The sequence below is a fragment of the Corallococcus sp. EGB genome (assembly GCF_019968905.1).
Lineage (GTDB): Bacteria > Myxococcota > Myxococcia > Myxococcales > Myxococcaceae > Corallococcus.
In genome coordinates this window covers 4924218-4943220 of sequence record NZ_CP079946.1, presented here as the reverse complement: position 1 = coordinate 4943220, position 19003 = coordinate 4924218, and the positions used below count along the sequence as shown (strand labels likewise).

Here is a 19003-nt window from a genome sequence, read left to right as displayed (position 1 = left end):
CCTACTTGGGAGACGCCACGGACACCGGCGGCTCCGGGGCCTTGGGCGCGGCCGGGGCCTTGGGCGCTTCTGGCGCGGCGGGACTGGACTCCTGCGCGGGCACGCTCTTGGGCAGGTCCGTGCGGATGCGGCTCTCCTGCAGCTCGATGTCCACCGTCTTGGGCACCGGCACGTCCAGCAGCGCCTGCCATGCGCCGTTGGGCGTGGTGAAGAGGAAGCTCACCGCCACCGCCTGCTCGGGTGGCAGGGGCACCTTCACCTGCTTCGTGCGGCTCGGGTAGATGACCACCGTCTGGAGCACGGACTCGTCCGGGCTGATGACCTTGGCCGCGACGTCCGCGTAGCCCTCCGTCATCGACGTCTTCGACACCGTGCGGATGAGCATGTACAGCGGCCGGCCCTGATTGGTGCCCGCGGGCGCCTTGACGTTCACCGTCAGGCTGGGCGCCGCGCAGCTTCCCGCCACCACCGCCGTCACCAGCCCCGCCGCCAGCCTCATGCCTCTGCCCTTCATGGCACCACCCCACGGAATGGCGCCCAAGGCTCGCCGCGCAACCCGAAGCTGATCTCCAGCACCTTCTCGTTCGCCGCCAGCCCGCGCCCCGGCAGCACCCACACCACGTTGGACTGGTCCGTCAGCGTCGCGGACTCCAGCAGGCGGAAGCAGTTCCACGACGACTCGGACATCTCCATGGAGCGGTAGCGCTTTCCATCCTTCGACGGCGACCGCAGCTCCACGCCGATGGACGACGGCTGTGGGCTCCACCAGTTCAGGGGGAAGTCTCCCCACGCGGGCCGCTGGTTGAACCCGAACGACGCGGCCCCGCCGCACTTCAGGTACGACAGCGTCACGAAGCTGTCTGGCGTGGGCGCCGTCGGCAGCGGCAGCGGACGCACCTGCATCGCGATGGGGCGCGCCTTGCCCTCGTCATCCCACAAGAGCTTCGACAGGCGGCCCAGCTGCCCCAGCGAGGTGAGCATGCGCGGCGGCAGCAGCAGCCGGGACTTCAGCGGATAGCGCAGCGACCAGTCCGCCCCGCGCTCCTCCACCACCGGCGACAGCACCTGCGTGACGAAGGCCCAGAAGGCCCCGTCCTTGCGGCGCAGGACCTCCAGCTCCACCGGATCCACTTCCTGCGACGCGCTGGGGTTGAACGGGTAGCGCTTCACCAGCGGGTCCAGCGTGCGGCGAGCCTGGTAGGCCCACTGCTCCGCGATGACGCGCTCCAGTTCCGCGCGGCCCCGGTTGCGCACGACGATGAAGGGCTGGCGGAACGGCGCCCGGAACTCGCCCACCAGGCCGTGCTGATCCAGCCACGCGTCCACCCTGCGCAGGTACGAGTCCTCCTCCTCCAGCAGCATGCTCAGCGCCACCCGCCCCACCGGCGACAGCATCTCCGCCAGCTGCGAGCCCGCCGACGAAGCCGTGGCCCCTGCCGCGCCGGGCGCCGCCGCGTCCTTGGGCGCCGCCGCGGGCTTCACCCCGGACAGCTCCTGCTGCAGCTGCGACACCAGCGTGGTGTAGGCCGCCAGCTCCGCGAACGCGCCGTTCTTGTCCGGCTGCATCAGCTGCACCACCGGCTTGAAGGGCGCCACCGCGTCGCGCATGGGCGCGTAGTACTCGCTCTCCAGCGGGCCCACGCCGGCGCGGCTCGCCACGTCGCGCAGCATCGCCTCCAGCGGCGACGATGGCTGCAGCAGCACGGACAGGTCGCTGGCCAGCGAGCCCCGAGGCGTCGTGCGGAAGCGGTAGCCACGGTAGGTCGCGAAGAGATCCTTGCCGTAGCGCTTCGCGAAGTCCTGCACCTTTCCCTGTACGAAGGTGGCGCGCTCCACCGCCTCCTCGCGCGACAGGCTGGACTTGGCCAGCCGCGTGGTGAACTCGTCCACCAGCGGGGCCAGCTGCGCGTCGAAGGCGGCCTTGCCCAGCACGCGGCCCACCACCGGGGCCTGCCCGCTGGCGAACTCCGTGTCGTCGTCCCCCACCCCTTCGTTGGCCACCTCTGACGTCGTCTCGCCCGTGCGGGGGTTGAACGAATCGGCGTTGAACGGCGTGCGGCCCGTCTCCTTCAACGTGCGCAGCACCTTGTCCAGGAGCTGCCGGGACACGTCCATGGGGCGGAACTCGAAGTCACGCCGGAGGACCTCCACCTGGTAGCGCGCGTCGCCGTCGCTGGGGGCGAAGAGGCCGTCCGCGCGGGTGAGCAGCTCCGCGGGCGTCATGCGGGCGGCGGCGCGCAGGGCGGCGTCCGCCTCGTCCTCCATGCGCAGGATGGCCTCCAGCGTCTGGCGGTTCTGGCGCAGCCAGTCCAGCGAGTCCAGCAGGTGGCCCACCCCCTTCAACTGGCTGGCGTCCGGCTCCGCGTCCGAGGCGTTGATGAGGTCCATCACCTTGCGCGCGGAGTTGTACGGCGCGCTCTCCGCGAGCGAGGTGCGCAGGCGCTCACGCTCGTCCGCCAACGCGGCCCACCGGGCCAGCTCCAGCTCCTTCGCGCCCAGCACGTCCTGCAACCGCATGAAGTGCTCGCGCCACGGGCCCAGCAGGCCGTCCATCGTCAGGTACGCGTAGGGCCACCGCGTCCAGGGGACGTCCTCGTCGAAGGGCTTGTCGCTGGCGATGACGTAGTTGGCGACCATCGGATCCGCCAGGCCCATGGCGTCCAGCCAGTTCTTCTCCGGCTCCGCGCCCGCCAGGCTCAACCCGTAGGCCTCCGCCGTCCAGCTCAGCTGCTTCCTGTACGCCCCGTGCACGCTGCGCAGCACGAACTGGCCCAGGTCCTCGTTGCGAGAGCTGTACAGCACGCCCAGCGTGTAGAGCGTCTGCTCCGGCCGGCAGAGCGTCTCCAGGTGGCAGCTGTCGTCCACCGCGGGCGCCGGGGTCAGCGGCGCGGCGCGGGTGGCGCGGCCGGTGAACACGGGCGCGGGCTGGCAGCCGGGAATCTGGCCCGGGCAGCGCCGGCACTGGGCCTGGCACCTCTCCAGCATCGGCTTCAGGTAGGACATCCGGATGCTGCGCGCGAGCCGGGCCCGCAGCTCCTCCCGCTCATCCGTGAAGCTGTGGGCCAGCGGCGGCCAGAAGCGCGTGGCGTGCCAGAGGTCCTCCATCGCCCGCACCGCGTCGTTCGTCTGGGACTCCACCACGGAGCCGGACACGCTCTGGTTCCGCTCCTCCAGCCGCTGCACCGTCACCTGGAACGCGTCCAGCTTGTCTCGCGTGCGAAGGATCAGCTGGTAGAAGTGCGCGTACGCCAGCAGCACCGGCAGGCACCCCACCGCGAGGATGACCGCGCACCGGCGCAGGTGCGTCCAGCGGTAGTCCCTGGCGAGCAGCGCCGCAGGCTGATCCGCGTGCACCGCCAGCGCCCCCGTGGGCTCGGCCTTCGGGCCTCCCGCCGACAGGTAGACGCGCTGGAGGCGCAGCGGGTACGTCAGCGAGCCGCCCTCCATCAGCGTGGAGACGAAGCGCCCCAGCGCCGCGAACGCGTCGCCGCCGCGCGAGTAGAAGTTCGCGAGCCGCTCGAACGCGTCCTGCGTCAGCGACGTGAGCCCCAGCGCCAGGTACTTCTCCATGGGATGGAGCGCGTCCGCCAGCTCCCCTTCCCTGCCGGGCGGCGGCACCTCCAGCTCCAGGGGAACGCCGTGCTTGCGCAAGAGCTCCGCGAAGTCCGCGTAGCCCTCCAGCGCGTCCATGCGCGTGAGGACCAGCCTCGTCTCCACGGGCGCCTGGCACACCTCCGACAGCAGGTTCACCTTGCCGCGCAGGAGCTGGGTGACGCGCTTCTGCTCGTCCGGCGAGGTCTCCAGCAGCCACTTCGCCTGCAGGACGATGACGGCCCGGCCCACGTGCCGGCGCCCGAAGGTGGCCTTCCACAGCCGGCGCAGCGCGCGCCGCGCGTGGAGCGAGTCGTCCTCCAGCACGGGCGAGGCCAGCTCCTGCACGACGACCTCGGGCCCCAGGAAGATGTTGAGGAGCGGGTCGTCCGTGTGGCTGGGCATGAACTGGCGCTGCTGCCGCTCCCAGTCCACCTCCGACTTGATGAGGTCCGACTTGCCGTTGCCCGCCGGCCCCATCACCACCAGCGTGGGGAAGTCCCGCACGGACGCGCGGAAGCGCCACGGCAGCTTCGCCAGGAACTTCTTGCGGATGGCCAGCAGCTGCCCCGACGCCAGCGGCTTCTGCCCGCCCGTGAGCGCCGGGCCGCCGCCCTTGCGCCTGCGCCACCACAGCGCCACGCCCACGCCAATGGCCGCGAGCACCACGCCGATGCCCAGCACGAGCACCCAGTGGGCCTGCAATGCCGCCAGGATGGACTGAAGCGCGCCCACGGTCAGCCGCCGCTCCTTCCGCCCGGCTTCACGGCGAGTTGGAGCGCCTCCAGCACGTCCTCCGCCTCCTCCAGCGCGGAGTCCAGCTTCGCGCGCAGCTTCTGCTGCTCCTGGGGCGACGGCAGCATCCCGTCCCCGGGCGGATCCAACGCCACCAGTCCCTCACGCACGGTGTCCAGGAGCGGCCGCACGCCCTCCTTCAGCGAGCCCAGCTCCGCGCCCACCCGCTGCTCCAGCGCGTCCAGCAGCGCGAGCGCCCTGGGGGGAGCCTTGGGGGCTGGCGCGGGAGTCCGGCTGTCCTGCGTCGGGAAGGGCCTCAATTGGAGACCCACCACAAGAAGACCGGAAGCCCCAGGACGATGAGGGCTGTCGCGACGTAGTAGTGCATCGGGAAGTCGTAGACGGTGGGCACCGCCGGCGGCAGCACGGGCGCGGGCAGCGGGACGGACGCCGGCTGCGGGATGCGCTGGGAGATGCGATTCGTCACGTCGCGGATGCGCTCGGGCTGCCCCACGAGGCGTCCGGTGAAGCCCGCGGCGAGGCAGAAGCGGATCATCTCGAAGACGATGGGCGGGGTGTCGTTGCGACGCAACTTCTCTTCCACGAGCTCGTAGAAGAGATCTCCGCCGGAGTCGACCTTGAACAGGTTCTGCTGCAGGAGCGGCCAGAGATGTTGCTCCGCGTCCGCGAGCCGCCGGAGCACCCACTCGTCCAGGAGGTACACGAAGGGGCGGATCAGCTCCTCCACCTCGTCGGGCGTCATGTCCGCGCCGAACGCGGCGCGCAGGCGCTCCTGCTCGACGATCAGCGCCTGCTCCAGGTGGCCCAGGGCCTCCTGCCCCACCCTGCTCTGCGGCCGGCGCGCGCCCGCGGCGGGCTCGGCGGGCAGGGTCCGGTCCAGGAGCTGGCGCACGCGCCGCTGCGTGGCCAGGAGTGTGTTCCAATGCTCCAGTTTCATGAACGTGTTTGTCTATGTTGGGAGCTGTAGCGGCCCCAACCCCGCTACCGAGGCCTTGAGATCAACGGTCGCCTCGTTGTTCCAAGCATCAAGCAGGTCCCTCAGCTGCTCAAGAAAGCAGATGACGACAGGCTCGAAACTCTGATCGAAGGGCTCCATCACGGCCTCGTAGGCGTGGCGGATCCCCGAGCCCTTGAGCGCGCTGTCGGGGACGACACTGAACTTCAACTCCTTGAGCCACGGAAGGACGCGGCGGAACGGGCTCTCCGCCGGGGTCCCCAGGTGACCCAGCAGGGCGACCACCTCGTCACGTCCCAGCGTGGGCTTCGCCTTCCACGCGAGGAATTGCGTCAGCGCTTCGACATCATCCCGTAGCACGCTGTCGCGGTGGGGCTGGAGGCTGCCCACCGTCTGCCAACCCAGGCCCTCGATGTGACGGCCCGGGATGGACACCTTCACCCTGCCCGCCGCCTGCGCGGAGAACTGCGGCTGGTGCCACAGCGCCTCCAGCACGATCTTCCGGGGCGCGGTGAACGCCTCCGGCATGCGGACAATGAGGCTCTGCCGCGAGGCGAGCTTCTCGTCGAAGGTCTCGTCCACCTCGTAGCTGGGCCCCTTGCCGGGCAGGAACGCGGGCCGCAGCGGCGCGAGCCCCGCCTTGGTCATCTCGTAGACGCCCGTCACCGAGTGCAGGCTGAACTCGCGCCCCGCGCTCATGCTGAGGATGGGGTGCTCCGCGCGCGTGCCGTCCGCCACGATGACCTGCGCGGGCTCCGCCTTGAGGTTCACCACCGGCACGGTGAACAGCTGGAAGAAGTCCGGGTGCAGCGAGCGCCCGACGTTCCAATCCTTGTCCAGGTCCAGGCAGAGGCTGAACCGCATCCAGGAGCTGTTGCGCTGCGGCGGCACCTTCACGTGCACGAAGAGCTGCTGCTCCGGGAACTGGAAGAACGCGCGCAGGCGCTGGAACGGGTGCGAGTAGAGGCCGCTGTCGTCGGGCGCGGGCGGGTCGCGGTTGAAGGAGACCTCGCAGGGGCTGCCCACGGAGTGCTCGTCCGCCTCTTCGTCATAGACGACGCTCACCTGCTTCAGGTGCTTGCGCAGCGCGTGGAACACGGCCAGCGACGAGCGGTAGTCGTCCAGGTGCCGCACGTGCAGGCTGAGCACGTCGATGGCGTCCTTGCGCGGGAAGCGGGACTCGAAGCGCATGATGAGCCGGTGGCCGCTCCTCACCTGCGGCACCACGTCCGTGCCCTTCAGGGAGATGGGCAGCACGCGCAGGTCGCGCTGGAGGCGGAAGGAGCCCGCCACGCCCTCCGCGGGCGTCAGGCGCAGCTCCGTGCCCCGGGTGAGGAGCACCGGCTCCGCCATCTTGTCCGAGGGCACGGCCTGCGCCATGGCGGCGGCGGGCACGGGCTCCAGGAGGAAGTCGAAGAAGCCCGCGAACAGCCGGCGCCAGGTGGAGCGCAGGTTGTGCAGCGTGGCGTGCCGCGTCTGCACGGAGAAGAACGCCATCGCCTCGATGAGGCGGCGCACGTCCGGGTCCTCGCGGTCCAACGGGGCCGCCGGGTGCCGCTCCTGGAAGCGCTGACGAAAGCGCTCCAGCCCGTCCAGCTCCGCCAGGAAGTCCAGGTAGATCTTCTCCGAGAAGTCCTTCACCGCCCGCTCTCCCGCCGTACGTCGATTGTCGCCATGTGAGTCGGTCTTCAGCCCAGCTTCACCAGGGCGCCGCCCACGCTGGTGATGGAGCCCTTGAGGTTCGCCATGCCGGAGCTCTCCAGGTCGAGCTTCCCGGTGCCCGATACCTTGGTCATCGCGCCGGACATCTCCGCCTGCGACTTGCCGGCGAGCTTCAGCGTCACGCCGTCCACCTTCGCCTCGCCGCCGGAGGTGACCATCTCCGCGCCCATGTTGCCCTTCATGGCCAGCTTGGACGTGGCCTCGATGTTCACGTTCGCGCTGGAGGACAGCTTCGCGTCGCTGGTGGCCGTCTGCGTGAGCTTGGCGCTCGTCTTGAGCGTCATGTCCTTGGTGCTCTCCACCGTGAGCGTGTCCTGGCTGGTCCACTTGGACACGCCCTTGGACTTCATCGTGAGGGTGTCGGTGTCGAAGGTGAGGTCCTTCACCGTGACGACGATGCTGTCCTGCTTCTGGACGATGGTGCTCGTCTCCTGCTGGCCCTTCACCGTGATGGTGATGCTGGTGCCGTTCATCACGAGGGTCTGCGTGATCTGATCATCCGCGTTGTCGACCTGGACGGTGATGCCCTTCTCCTTGTCCAGTTCGATCTTGCAAACCAGCGTGCCCATCGGTCCCTCCCGCCTAGGCGGACTCTTCCTTCACCAGGATGAGCAGGTTGCCTTCCTTGAGCTCGATCTTCTCCGTGTCGCTCTCGTTGGTGCGCTGGAGGCGCCACAGCGGCTTGTTGTCCTCGTAGAAGTGCCTCATGGACGTGCCGCTCGTCGTGGTCTTGCCGACGAGCAGGTGCACGCCCTGCCCGTCCGAGGGCAGCCGCGCGCCGGCCCGCCAGTCCAGGTGGCGCTTGAGCCACGCGCGCAGGAAGTCCAGCGCCACCAGCACCCGGGCGCCCTTGTACGCCGGGAAGTAGAAGTGCCCCGGCAGGAGGTTCGCGTTGAAGGGCACCTGGATGATCTGGTTGGCGAACAGCGGCAGCTTGACCTTGTAGCTGTCCAGCGAAGTGGCGTCGTCGGTGTACGCCTGCCAGGTCTCGTCCTTCTGCTCGCCCACCTCGCTGACGATGAACCCCTCCACGAAGCGCGGGTACACCGGCGCGGTGAAGGGCGGCAGGTCCACGTGCAGCTCGCCCTTCTTCTCCAGCCGCGTGGTGAAGGTGAGGAGGAATCGGCCCTCCGGCTTGGGCCGGCGCACGGGCTCCTCGGCGGGGCCGGACCCATCGCCGCCGGGCACCTCCCCTTCCTCCACGGGCAGCGGCTCCGCGCGCAGGCTCATCCGGCGCACCCGGAAGTCCTCCGTGGAGGGCACGCCCGCGGCCGTCCACCCGGCGGTGGAGGGCAGCTTCACCAGCGCGCCCGGGGCGAAGGCCACCGCCGGGAAGCGGTTCCAGTCCAGCTCCACCTCCAGGCCGCGCACCTTGAGGCGCGCCGTCTCCAGCGTCACGCGGGCCTGCACGTCGTCCGCGATGTCCGTGCGCAGGAGCACGTCCTGGCGCACGCCGGTGACGGCCTGGGCGTTGGTGATGGCCTGGTTCTTGGGGCTCTCCGCGGCGGCATTGAGGATGGCTACGTCGTGCCGCACCACCTCCGGGAACACCACCGACACGCGGTCCACGTCCGCCGCGCGCAGCGTGATGGGCGTGGGGGTTGCGTCCTTCGCCGCGCGCAGCTGGTAGCCCTGCGCCGTGTAGTCGTACGCCAGCACACCGTTGCGCGTGTGCACGAACCAGACGACGAAGTCGTAGAAGCTGGCGCCGGACTCCGGAGACAGGCCCAGGAAGATGAGCGGCAGCGCCTTGGCCAACTGCGTGTCCCAGTCGTTGGCCAGGGCGATCTTGTCGCCCTTGTGCGCGTCCAGCACGTCCTGCAGCGTCTTCTGGGTGTAGAGCACGCACGGGTGGTGCTGCGTCCAGAGCAGCCGCGCGGGGTCCACGAAGCGCACGGTGTAGTGCCGGTAGGTGATGCCCGCGCCCCGGGCCTGGGCGACGGCCTCCTCCGTGAGCGCCTTGTCCTGCACCAGCCCCTTCACCTTCAGCGACGTGAAGGTGGGCTGGGTGGCCGTGTCGGAGTGCACGGCCTTCAGCTCCAGCGACACCTCCGCCAGGTCCGGCTTGAGGAAGTCCGCCAGCACCTTGTCCTGCTTCTGTCCGCCGTGCGCCGTCTCGTCGAGCACGCGGAACTCCACCCTGCCCTCGTGCCCCCAGCCGTGCAGGTCCAGCTCGAAGGCGAGCACGTCCGCCGAGGGGATGGCGTGCGCCTTCCCGCCGATGGTGAGCGTGAGGCCCAGGTCCAGGCGGTCGGCGAAGGGCATCAGGTGTCCTCCGCCTGGACGCGCACCCGGCCGGTGGTGGCGTGGAACATCAGCGACAGGTGGCAGGGCTGCCCGTCGAAGGTGCCCTTGCAGTCAAAGTGGAGCCAGAGCGCGCTGTCGCGGCCGCGCAGCTTCACCTCCGGATCCACCAGCCGGGGTTCATGCCGGGTGACCTCGTCCTGGATCTCAGCGGTGAGCGACTCCACCAGCTCGCGCGTGCCCAGCTTCTCCGTGTACCCGCCGAGCCCGAAGTCGTGCATGAAGAAGCCGTAGCCCTTCTTCGTGTTGAGCACGGCTTCGATGTTACGCATCACGTGCTCCAGGCTGTCGCGCGTGTTGGTGCGCTCCGCTCGGGCCGCGAACTTGTCCAGGAACGGTGCGCGCCCCATGGCGTCTAGCTCCTCCGCCAGAACAGCGACGTCTGGGCGCCCCGCAGCGCCGGCGTCACGTAGAAGGCCAGGCCGTCCTCGCGCAGCGCGTGCTGCCACTCCTCGCCCTGGCTGAGCAGGTACCAGTCAATCTCCGGCCCCAGCGCATGCGGGAACGACGGATATGGCACGTGCTTGAACGGCACGCCCTTCAGGGCCTGGCGGCGCACCAGCGGCAACCGGGACGGGCTGGCCAGCTTCACGCCCTCCAGCGGCGTGCGCTCCCCGGGGTTGGTGCGCTGCACCAGCAGGTACGCCTCGCTCGCGGAGCGGATCTCCGGCGGCAGCGGCGACATCTGGAACTGCCCTTCCTTCGCCTGGAAGGCCTTGTGCGTGGAGCGCGTGGCCTCCGGCTGGAAGTTGCGCGTGAGCAGGCGGATCCACCCTCCCAGCGACTCGTTGAGCTGCTCGTGCTGGTACACCGGCATCTGCTCGTCCGGGAGCATCTCCAGGTAGCAGCACGCCTCGAAGTACAGCCGGCGAAGCGCGTCGAACAGGTGGTACGGGTGCACGTACACCTGCCGGAACATGTCCCGGCGCATCGCGATGAGACGGTGCACTTCAAAGAGCGCCCGGCGCGCGTTGGTGAGCCGGTCCGTGCGCAGGTACGTGTCGGAGATGTTGGTGAGCAGCTGCTGGCGGACCTGATCCAGCAGGTCATCCAGGGTGGTGAGCAGCCGCTCCAGGAAGGGGTTGGGCCCCACGAGCATCAGCGCGGGCACCCAGTCCGGGGACGTGTGCCACGCGCCGTCCTCGTCCTGGGACACGGCGGCCAGGCCCATGGAGGCGACGGTGCCATCCAGCACCGGCTCCGTGGACAGCTGCAGCTTGTGCAGCACGCGCTGGAGCACCGGCGGATCATCCGCGTACAGGCGGATGCCCTCCGCGCTGACGGTCTCCTTCAGCACGTGCAGGTAGACGATGAACTCCGTCTTGCCGACGGCTTCAAGCGACAGCGGCGAGATGACGGAGTTGCCCGGGACGTCCAGCAGGTCCCCGGACTTGGTGACGACGGTGAGCGCGGAGATGGACAGGCTGCCGCTCTGCAGGAGCGACTCGTTCCAGGCCAGGTTCGCGACGCCGTAGGACGGCAGGCCGGACAGGGTGGCATGGAGGCGGATCTCCGCGTCCAGCGCGTCCTCCTGCGCGACGAAATGCTCCGGAAGAAGCGTCTGGCCTACGTGCCAGCGGACCCGTGCGAGCTTGTACCGCTGCATGCGCCGTTCTTTCCTTCCACCCGCCGAAAACAGGCCGGGAGCCCATGTTGCTCCCGGCCGGTTCTAGGCGCAGACCGCGGCCAACGCTACTTGGCGGCCGCCTCGGTGATGCCCCACTTCTTCGCGATCTTCTTCGACGAAGAGGTGGCCAGGTTCAGCGACTGCTCGGTCGCCTGCGGCTTGATGCCGATCTGGAACGTGAAGTTCTTGGGCGACTGCACCTCACGCGACTCGTTGTCCGCGATGGACATGTTCAGGTCGTCGCCGTTCTTCTCCAGCAGCCCCTTCATCTCCGCGTCCAGGAAGTTGGACTTGAAGTACTTCTTCCCGATGGGGTCGTACTCGTAGATGACGTACTTGAAGTTGACCTCGATGTTGCTGAAGTTGCCCAGCAGCATCTCCGCCACCTTCTGCTTGTTCGCCACGGACACCTGGCCGGAGAAGTACATGGCGTCCGTCACGCCCGTCTCCCACAGGTAGTGGTTGAGGACCGCGACGACCTTGTCGCCAATGGCCGCGTCCGGGTTCTCAGGATCCTTGATGGTCTCCTGATCCGGCGCCAGGGCCTGACCGCCAATGGTGATGGCGGTGATGTAGCCCACGGGGGTCTGCTTGTCCTTCTTGAAGTTGAAGCCCTGATACACGTCCAGGTTCCGCGAAAACTGGGGCATCTGTCACTCCAGGGTTGGGGGGCAGGCTCGCACCTGCCCCAAGTGGGATGCGGCTCAACCGAGCCGCGACTCGAGCATCAGCTCCACGTTGAGGCCTTCGAACTGGATGTGCGGGAGCACGGCCAGCTTGCAGTCGTACCAGCCGATCTCACCGGGGCGCGGGAAGACGGTCACGCTGCTCGCCTTGAACGGGAAGCGGCGCACGGTGAGGTCGTCCGGGTTGGCCACGGTCGTGACGTAGTTGGACAGCCACGAGTCCAGCTGCCGCTGGATGTAGGGCGCGTCCGCCGTGTTGCCGATGTTGTCGCGCATGATGCACTTCACGTAGTGCGCCAGCCGCGTGATGGAGAACGTGTAGGCCAGGTTGGTGACGAGCTGTGAGTTCTCCGAGTCCTTGGGGTCCTTGAAGGTCTTGGCGACCTTGGCGGACTGGGTGCTGAAGAACGTCGCGTCGCTGGACCCCTTGCGGTACACGAGCGGGATGAAGCCGCTCCTCGCGAACTCGTACTCGCGGTAGTCCGGGATGGCGATCTCCACGGGGGCCTTGATCTCCTCCTGGCCGCGCAGGGTGAAGGTGTCCACCGGCAGGCCGGAGATGAGGCCGCCGCCCTTCGGGCCGCGGATGGACTGGCACCAGCCGGAGATCTCGAACGCCTTCACCATGTTGCGCGCGAGCAGGATGGCGGAGTTGCCCCAGAGGTACTTGTCGGAGTCGCCGCTGGCCGTCTCGGTGAAGTTGAGGACGTCGCAGGGGTTCTTGTCCGGGTGCCAGGGCAGGCGCAGCACGTAGCGCGGGAAGGTCAGGCCGACGTACGCGGCCTCCTCCGTGTCGCGGAACGCGTTCCAGCGGCCGAACCGCGGGTGGGCGAGCACGCCCTCCAGGTTCTTGATGGCCTCCATCTCCTCGATGCTCTCGCAGCCGAAGAACTTGTGGTTCACGGCGGAGATGAACGGCGCGTGCGCGGCGTTGGAGATCTTCGCCATGCGCTGCAGCCAGGTCAGGTCCGCGGGCGACGAGGAGAAGTCGTACAGGCCCACGATGGCGCCGAAGGGACGGCCGCCGTACTGGTCGTACTCCTGGATGTAGACCTTGTCGAACAGCGCTCCGGCGAAGATGTTGCTGGAGTTGTTCTCGAAGTCCTCGGCCAGCTCATCCTTGCCGACGTCCAGGATGTCGATGGCGATGTTGGCCTTGAAGTTGGTGTGGTTGACCAGGTCCTCCAGGCCGCGCCACGTGGACTCCAGCTTCTGGAAGGTCTCGTTGTGGAGGATCTCGTTCATCTGCGCGTCGATCATGCGATCGATGCGGCTGATGACGTCCAGCACCTGGCCCTTGTCGAAGCGGGGGGCGGCGTTGTCCGGGCCCTCGACGGGGGCCACGTTCTGCAGCAGCGCGGCGACGCTGGAGAGGAAGCGGCTCTCCAGGGTGACCTGCTGCTCGTCGACGGCGGGCGCGAAGTTGGTGGTGATCATCGGCGCCGATTCCTGGGGCGGATCGAGCCGGACGCTGGTGAACAGGCGCTTCAGGTAGGTGGTCTCAGCCATGGCGGAGTCCTTTTAGAAGTCGAAAGTGTGGGAAGGCGGATCAGGAAGCGGCCGGGGGCTTGGCGCCCGCGGCGACGGTGGCGGCGACCGCGGCCGTGGCGGCGGCGGCACCCGCGCTCGGCTTGCCCGCGGCGGCGGCACCGGCGGGCGCCTCCGTCTTCGCGGCCTCACCGGCGGGCAGACGCATGGTCTCGTAGCCCTTGAGCTCGTTGAGCAGCTCCTTGAGCGCCTCCGGCTTGGAGAACAGGTCGTAGAGCTCGCGGCGCAGTTCCTTGCGGTTGTCGATGTTCGACTGCATCTCCACGAGGAGCGTCTTCAGGAGCAGCAGCGCCTTGAGCTTCGGCACGTGCTTGACGATCTCATCCGGGTGGAAGGACTTCATCCGGTCGATGGGGAGCGTGACGTTGAGCGCCGCCTCCACGTCCGGGTTGATGCGGTTGGGGACCTCGAAGCTGGCGGACATCTTCATGTCCTTCATCAACTCGTCGAGGTTGCGGCCGTCCACGGACCGTAGCTTCCGCGTCTCCAGGTCCTGCTTGCGGTCCTCGGAGGACTTCAGCGAGAAGTCGCCCATGACCAGGAGGCGCAACGGCAGGTTCACCGTCTCCTGCTCGCCGTTGATGGTGGTGCGGTACGTAAGGGTGATGCGGGATTTGGGAAGCTGGTCCTGAATGGCCACGGTGACTCCCTGACAGTCGCAGTGCGCTTCTTCCCCCCGTACTGCTGGAGCCGCCCCGGGAGTACGCCCTGCCGAGTGAACATTTACAGCCTAGGCGCGATCAAGAAATCCCGTCAACCAGCGGACATGACAGGTCTAGCGGGGTTCAGTTGATCGCAATTGCGCGGTGTCCCCCGTGAACAGGAGGACCTCCTGCGTCTGTTCCGGTCCGCCTACCAGAGGCTCGTAGCCCAGGTGGCTGCCGTCCTGGAGCCGGGCCCAGCTGCTCTGATCACGCAGGCAGAGGATCACGCCGAGCGCGAGCGGGGTCTCCGCGAGGCTCGGGAGGATGCGGGTGTTGAGGCGGCGGCGGGCTTCGACGGCCCAGGGGACGCCGGTGCCGGAGTGGGGCTCGTTGAGGAAGAGGCGCACCTCCACCCCGCCCGTGGGGACGGTGGCGAAGCCGCCCACCGCGCTGCCGTCTCCGAGCGCGGCGGCGCCCAGGCGGATGCCCTTGGCTTCGATGCGCTGGCGGCGCGTCTCGCGGCGCACCACGACCTCCGCCTCCGGGAAGACCTTGGCGAAGAGCCAGTGCAGGCTGCTGGGACACGCGAGGCGCAACAGGCGCAGCCGGTGCGCGGTGGAGTGCTCCCAGCCGGGCAGCAGGGACTCGTCGCGATCCGGGAACTGGCCCGCGAAGCGCGTCCGCAGCAGCAGGTGGTCGAAGTACCCCAGGAAGTCAGCCATCGTGTCCTGCTCCAGGCGATCCATGGCCTGGAAGAGGAACGAGGGCAGCGGCGTCTGGAGGCTGAGCAGCCCCAGGTTGACGGTGATCACCACGCGCTTGCGCGGGTGGCGGGTGAACTCGATGGCATGCACCAGGTGGGGCTGGTGCACGGTGCTGCGGTGGCTGCGGAACTCCACGTCCGCCTCGCCGTAGCCTTCCTTGGCGAGCAGGTCCAGGAGGGCCGGCACGTCGAAGCTGCGGATGCGCTCGCTGATGCGCTCCTCGACGGTGAGCTTGCGGCCCGGCTGTTCGCGCTCCAGTGCCATGGGGGCTATTCGTCGTATTCCGAGCCGCCGCGTGACGGCTGGCGCTGCTGGGCCACGAGGAACGCGTCCAGGTCCACGCGGTAGAGCTGATCCATGGCGCGGAAGGACAGCGTCTCCGTGTTGTGCAGCATGGGCTCGATGGCTTCCGCGTGCTGTGCCAGGCCATTGAAGAAGCCGGAGAAGAGCTGCGGCAGGTACACGCGCGGGTCGAAGCGCTCCACGGTGGCGAGCACGTCCACGGCGATGACGCTCGCCTTGGTGTAGTCCTCGCGCTCCACCAGCGCCTCGAAGGCGGACAGCTTGCGGACCAGCTGCGCGAGCGCGGGCGACATGGGCACGCGCGGGCCTTCGTCGTGCGCTTCCGCGTGGGCGGCCTTCTTCGCCTTCGCGCGCGCGGGGCGGACCTCCTCTTCCTCCTCCCCTGCTTCGTCGTCCTCCTCGTCGTCGTCCGGGGCGGCGGCGAGCTCCGGCGCGGCGTCCGCGGGCTTGGGCTCCTCCGGCGGGGGCAGGAAGGGTACGGCCTGGGCGTGGGCGCGCAGCGCGCCGAGCAGCGTGCGCATGGCGTCCATGCACGCGCTCTTCTGCAGGATGGCGAGGGCGGCGATGAGCGGGTCGCCCATGGCCAGCGCCTCTTCCATGGGCTCGCGGTTGCCGGGCGCGCTCCATGTCTGCCATTGCGCGTCCTTGAGGCGCGAATGGTGTTCCAGGTGCTTGCCCATCATCTTCAGCAGCCAGCGCAGGCCGGTGTCCGCGAAGACGAGCTTCTTCTCCACCGGGCCGAAGAAGTCCCAGTTCTCCGTCAGGGTGCGCTTGAGCGAGCGGAAGACGGAGGGCAGCGCCTTCATCCCGTCCGCGGCGAAGTGACCGAAGAGGTAGGGCCCCACGATGCGCACGTCGCGCACGCCCTCACGCAGGAGCGCGGCGGCTGCGCGGGCGGCGTCCGCGTACTCGCTCCGGGCGACGAGGCCGGTGATGGCCTCCAGGCGCGGATCCGGGCCCTCGGACTCGTCGAGGAAGACGGGGGCGGTGGTGAACTCCGTGTCGAGCAGCGCGAAGTCGACGGGCTCCAACACCAGCGCGGGGCTAGCCATCGATGGCCACCATCTGTCCGGGCATGACGACCTGGATGACGCCGCCCCAGTTGCACATGCACTTGGAGTTGCTCTCCAGGGCCGGCATGTTGCCGATCAGCACCTTGGGGCACCCGGGCATCCAGGGGGCCGCGGTGGCGGGGATGCAGGGCATGGGGGTGAGGACGCCGAAGGCCGCCGCCGTGGCCGCCGCGACCATGGGGTTGGCCAGGGACTGGCACATGCCGAACGGCAGGATGTTCATGAACGGCTTGTTGTCCATGATGTTGGCCGCGGGCGTGGTGGCCATCACCCGGTTCGCGGGCAGGACCATCAGCGACGATGGGGCCACCCCGAAGCTGCATTGGAGCATCGCTCCCATCACGACCTGAGCACCCATGTGCCGCTCCTTTTTCAGCGCGCTGGCGACGGGCCATCTTCGCCCGAAGCCGCGGCGCTTTCCAACAGCCGACCCCGCAGGGCCGTGAGGGCCTGGAACATCGGGTCCTTCGACTTGCGGTGCAGCGCGCCGGTGAAGAACTGCGAGGCGCACCACGCGTCGTCGACCGCGCCCTTCACCCTGTGTGGGACGAGCGGAAAGAACTCGATGCGATCGGGCAGGAAATCCCCGCCCAGGAGCATTTCGATGCGCCGGGTGATCTCCTGCTCGCCGGACGGGGGAGCAGGCGTGGCGCCCGTGAAGGCCAGGAGGGTGAAGCGGGAGTGACTGGCGAGGCCGCCGGTGGACACCGGCACCACGCTGGTTCCCGCGAGGAACGGCAGGCCCTCCAGCGCGGCGGTGACCTCCTTCGCGGAGTAGGTGTGGCCGTCGCGCCGGAAGCCCAGCGTGCCCCCGTAGTGGTAGCGCTGGCGGATCCGCGCGAGCAGGACGTGGCCCGGCGCGTAGTCCTTGTCCGGCAGCAGCGTGAAGACGCCCACGTCCGCGGGCGCGCCCTGCCCGCTCTGGTTCGGATCCTTCAGCGTCCACGCGCGGCCCGGGACGGGGAAGACGTCCGTGTGCACGTCCGTGTGCGGCTCCGTCACGCCGCGCGACGAGATGAGCACCGCGCCGCCGGCCGCCGCGTCGATGAGGATGTTGGAGGACTGCACGGCCTGGAGGCCGCACTGCTTCACCCACGTGCGCCACGCCTGGGCGTCGTAGGGCTCCTCCGGGTTGCGGAACCAGTGCTGCACGTTGCGCAAGGAGGCGCGGTGGCGGAGGAGCAGGTCGCGCAGCTTCGGCGTGACACCCAGGGCGCGCAGCGGGTGCTCCAATAGCGGGGCCGGGTTGAGCGCCAGGTCCGCCATCTCCAGGTGCAGGTAGGTGGCGCCGCGCAGGAACGTGGCGAAGAGGAGCGCCGGCAGGTGCTGGAGCACCGGGAAGTCCGGCGCCGCGAGGATGTCCCCCGGCGACAGGCCGAAGGTGATCAGCCCGTCGCTCAGGGCGCCCCTCCACGCGTTCTCCGCGGTGAGGGGCACCGGCGTGTGCGGCGGATCCACCAGCGGCGAGAAGAGCAGCCCCACGACGTCCGAGGGCTTGTACGTGTGCGACGTGAAGCCCGGTGCTCCCCTGCCCTGGCCCTTGAGCAGGAGCTGCTCGTGGCCCTTGAGGAGCGGGAGTTGATGGGGCTCCGCGGCGATGAAGTCCGGCGCCAGGGCCTCCAGCCGTGTGGCCATCGCGCGAGGGCCCAGGGGCGGCAGGAGCGTGAAGCAGCCTCCCAGCTTCAGCGTGGCCAGGAGCGACACGAGCAGCTCCTGCCCCACTCCGTGGACCAGGCACACCCTGGCGCCCGGTTCGACGCCTTGATCCGCCCACTCGCTGGCGCGGCGCGAGGCCAGGTCGTGCAGGGCGCGGTAGCTCAGGGCCTGCGCGCCCTGGATGCGCTGGTGCGTGCGGAACGCGGGGCGCTCCAGCGAGACGTGGCGGACCATCAGGTCATGGAAGAAGTCATACTGCTGGCCAGGGCGGCTCTTGGGGGGCGGGACGCCCCGGCCCGCGTGGGCCTCCGCGAGCGCCACGGCGAACCCGTCCGGATCCTCCCAGCTCTCCTGCCACCACCTCGGGGCTCCGGACTCCGGAGCGAACCCGGCTTCCACCTGCCGGAGGATGTCCTTCACGTCGAAAGGCATGGGTGTCTACCGCGAGGGAAAGTCGAAGCCGACCTTCACCATGAAGCGGACCTTGGAGCGCACGGTGCTGTCCGTGGGGAGGGGCGGCAGCGGGGTCGCGCCGCGCTTCTGCTGCATCGCCTGTTGCGGCGCGCGTTCAATGGACGAGGGCTCCACGGCGCGCACCAGCGGGTTGCGGGCCTGGAGCGGCGGCACGTGCATGTCCACGTCCCGGCCGAAGAGCCACGCGCCGCAGCGCCAGAGGACATCGTGGCGCCGGATCAGCAGCGTCCAGAAGCGGTCGCGCAGCTCGGTGGCTTCGAAGAGCAGCGGGGAGCTCGCGTCCTCGCGGGCATCCCCCGGGGCCGCGAGCAGGGCGCGCAGTTGCTGCGCCACGCGCTCCACCTCGTCCACGTCCTCGGGCGTGACAGGGGAGCGGCCGGCGAGCTTCGCCTCGTGCCTGCGGAACAGCGCCACGAGCCCCAGGCAGTCCCCCACCACGTCGCGGTGTCCCTCGCCGTGGGCGGCCGTCACGTCCGCGGGGGCGAGGAAGGACGCCTCCGCGAGCGCCTCCGCCGTCTTGAGCAGCTTGCGGCGCAGCTGTTGCGCACGGTCGAAGAGGGCTCCAAAGGCGCTGGCCCGCATGTCCCGCTGGACGCGCAGCGCCGCGTGGGCCAGGGCCTGGGCGAGCAGTGGCAGGTCGCGCAGCTCCTCCAGGTTCACGCCCGGGAGCGCGCCGACTTCCGCTTCACGGGCGAGGACGCTCTCCACCCCGCGCTTCGTGTTGTGGAAGGCGAGCGCGATGTTGGAGCGGCACTCCTCCATGGGGCCTGCGAGGGCACGCGCGGGGGCCAGGAACACGTCATAGCCGGGCTCGGAGCCAAGGGCTTCCAGCTCGGCGATGTCGTCGGGCCCCAATCCCGCTGTCGCGTGCTGGCCTCCAGCCATGCCGTACAGGATAGC

General features: G+C 69.3%; 17 protein-coding genes. All 17 read right to left on the bottom strand.

The annotated features are described in order from the left end of the window. Position 1: 1 nt before the first annotated feature. The 17 genes from KYK13_RS20540 to KYK13_RS20460 all read right to left on the bottom strand — a co-directional run bounded on the left by KYK13_RS20540 (position 2) and on the right by KYK13_RS20460 (position 18988). Positions 2 to 499, bottom strand: a complete 498-nt coding sequence (locus tag KYK13_RS20540; protein WP_223631816.1) for a hypothetical protein — start codon at positions 497 to 499, stop codon at positions 2 to 4. An 11-nt stretch (positions 500 to 510) separates the two neighbouring features. Beyond that, entirely contained in the window at positions 511 to 4326 is a 3816-nt protein-coding gene (locus KYK13_RS20535) for a type VI secretion IcmF C-terminal domain-containing protein (RefSeq protein WP_223631814.1), read from the bottom strand. Between the two features lie 2 nt (positions 4327 to 4328). Then, positions 4329 to 4646 carry a hypothetical protein gene (locus KYK13_RS20530; protein WP_223631812.1) on the bottom strand — a complete coding sequence of 106 codons (318 nt, stop codon included), beginning with the start codon at positions 4644 to 4646 and terminating at the stop codon, positions 4329 to 4331. After that, positions 4643 to 5284, bottom strand: coding sequence for a DotU family type IV/VI secretion system protein (locus KYK13_RS20525; RefSeq protein ID WP_223631810.1), 642 nt, complete (start codon positions 5282 to 5284; stop codon positions 4643 to 4645). The genes KYK13_RS20530 and KYK13_RS20525 overlap by 4 nt, the downstream gene beginning before the upstream one ends. Before the next feature lie 12 nt (positions 5285 to 5296). Continuing rightward, the gene (locus KYK13_RS20520) at positions 5297 to 6943 is read right to left on the bottom strand and encodes a type VI secretion system baseplate subunit TssF (protein WP_223631808.1); all 1647 of its coding nucleotides are present in this window, start codon (positions 6941 to 6943) and stop codon (positions 5297 to 5299) included. A gap of 47 nt (positions 6944 to 6990) precedes the next feature. After that, on the bottom strand, positions 6991 to 7593 hold the full coding sequence (locus KYK13_RS20515; RefSeq protein ID WP_223631806.1) for a hypothetical protein: 603 nt from the start codon (positions 7591 to 7593) through the stop codon (positions 6991 to 6993). 13 nt (positions 7594 to 7606) lie between these two features. Beyond that, positions 7607 to 9289 (bottom strand): hypothetical protein, encoded by a 1683-nt coding sequence (locus tag KYK13_RS20510; protein WP_223631804.1) that lies wholly within the window; start codon positions 9287 to 9289, stop codon positions 7607 to 7609. Beyond that, entirely contained in the window at positions 9289 to 9678 is a 390-nt protein-coding gene (locus tag KYK13_RS20505) for a GPW/gp25 family protein (protein WP_223631803.1), read from the bottom strand. The genes KYK13_RS20510 and KYK13_RS20505 overlap by 1 nt, the downstream gene beginning before the upstream one ends. 5 nt (positions 9679 to 9683) lie before the next feature. After that, a complete protein-coding gene (tssK, locus tag KYK13_RS20500) occupies positions 9684 to 10934 on the bottom strand; it encodes a type VI secretion system baseplate subunit TssK (protein WP_223631801.1) in 1251 nt (416 codons plus the stop codon). An 86-nt stretch (positions 10935 to 11020) separates the two neighbouring features. Beyond that, positions 11021 to 11605: a hypothetical protein gene (locus KYK13_RS20495; protein ID WP_223631799.1), complete on the bottom strand. Its 585-nt coding sequence runs from the start codon at positions 11603 to 11605 to the stop codon at positions 11021 to 11023. Between the two features lie 54 nt (positions 11606 to 11659). Then, the gene (gene tssC / locus KYK13_RS20490) at positions 11660 to 13150 is read right to left on the bottom strand and encodes a type VI secretion system contractile sheath large subunit (RefSeq protein ID WP_223631797.1); all 1491 of its coding nucleotides are present in this window, start codon (positions 13148 to 13150) and stop codon (positions 11660 to 11662) included. 40 nt (positions 13151 to 13190) lie between these two features. Continuing rightward, entirely contained in the window at positions 13191 to 13829 is a 639-nt protein-coding gene (gene tssB / locus KYK13_RS20485) for a type VI secretion system contractile sheath small subunit (RefSeq protein WP_223631790.1), read from the bottom strand. 135 nt (positions 13830 to 13964) lie between these two features. Next, entirely contained in the window at positions 13965 to 14861 is an 897-nt protein-coding gene (locus tag KYK13_RS20480) for a hypothetical protein (protein ID WP_223631781.1), read from the bottom strand. 5 nt (positions 14862 to 14866) lie between these two features. Then, on the bottom strand, positions 14867 to 15952 hold the full coding sequence (locus KYK13_RS20475) for a type VI secretion system protein IglI family protein (protein ID WP_223631779.1): 1086 nt from the start codon (positions 15950 to 15952) through the stop codon (positions 14867 to 14869). Continuing rightward, positions 15945 to 16331, bottom strand: coding sequence for a DUF4280 domain-containing protein (locus KYK13_RS20470; protein WP_223631777.1), 387 nt, complete (start codon positions 16329 to 16331; stop codon positions 15945 to 15947). The genes KYK13_RS20475 and KYK13_RS20470 overlap by 8 nt, the downstream gene beginning before the upstream one ends. Before the next feature lie 14 nt (positions 16332 to 16345). Continuing rightward, positions 16346 to 18061 carry a long-chain fatty acid--CoA ligase gene (locus KYK13_RS20465; RefSeq protein WP_223631775.1) on the bottom strand — a complete coding sequence of 572 codons (1716 nt, stop codon included), beginning with the start codon at positions 18059 to 18061 and terminating at the stop codon, positions 16346 to 16348. Positions 18062 to 18067: 6 nt separating this feature from the next. Beyond that, positions 18068 to 18988: a hypothetical protein gene (locus KYK13_RS20460; protein ID WP_223631773.1), complete on the bottom strand. Its 921-nt coding sequence runs from the start codon at positions 18986 to 18988 to the stop codon at positions 18068 to 18070. Positions 18989 to 19003: the final 15 nt, after the last annotated feature.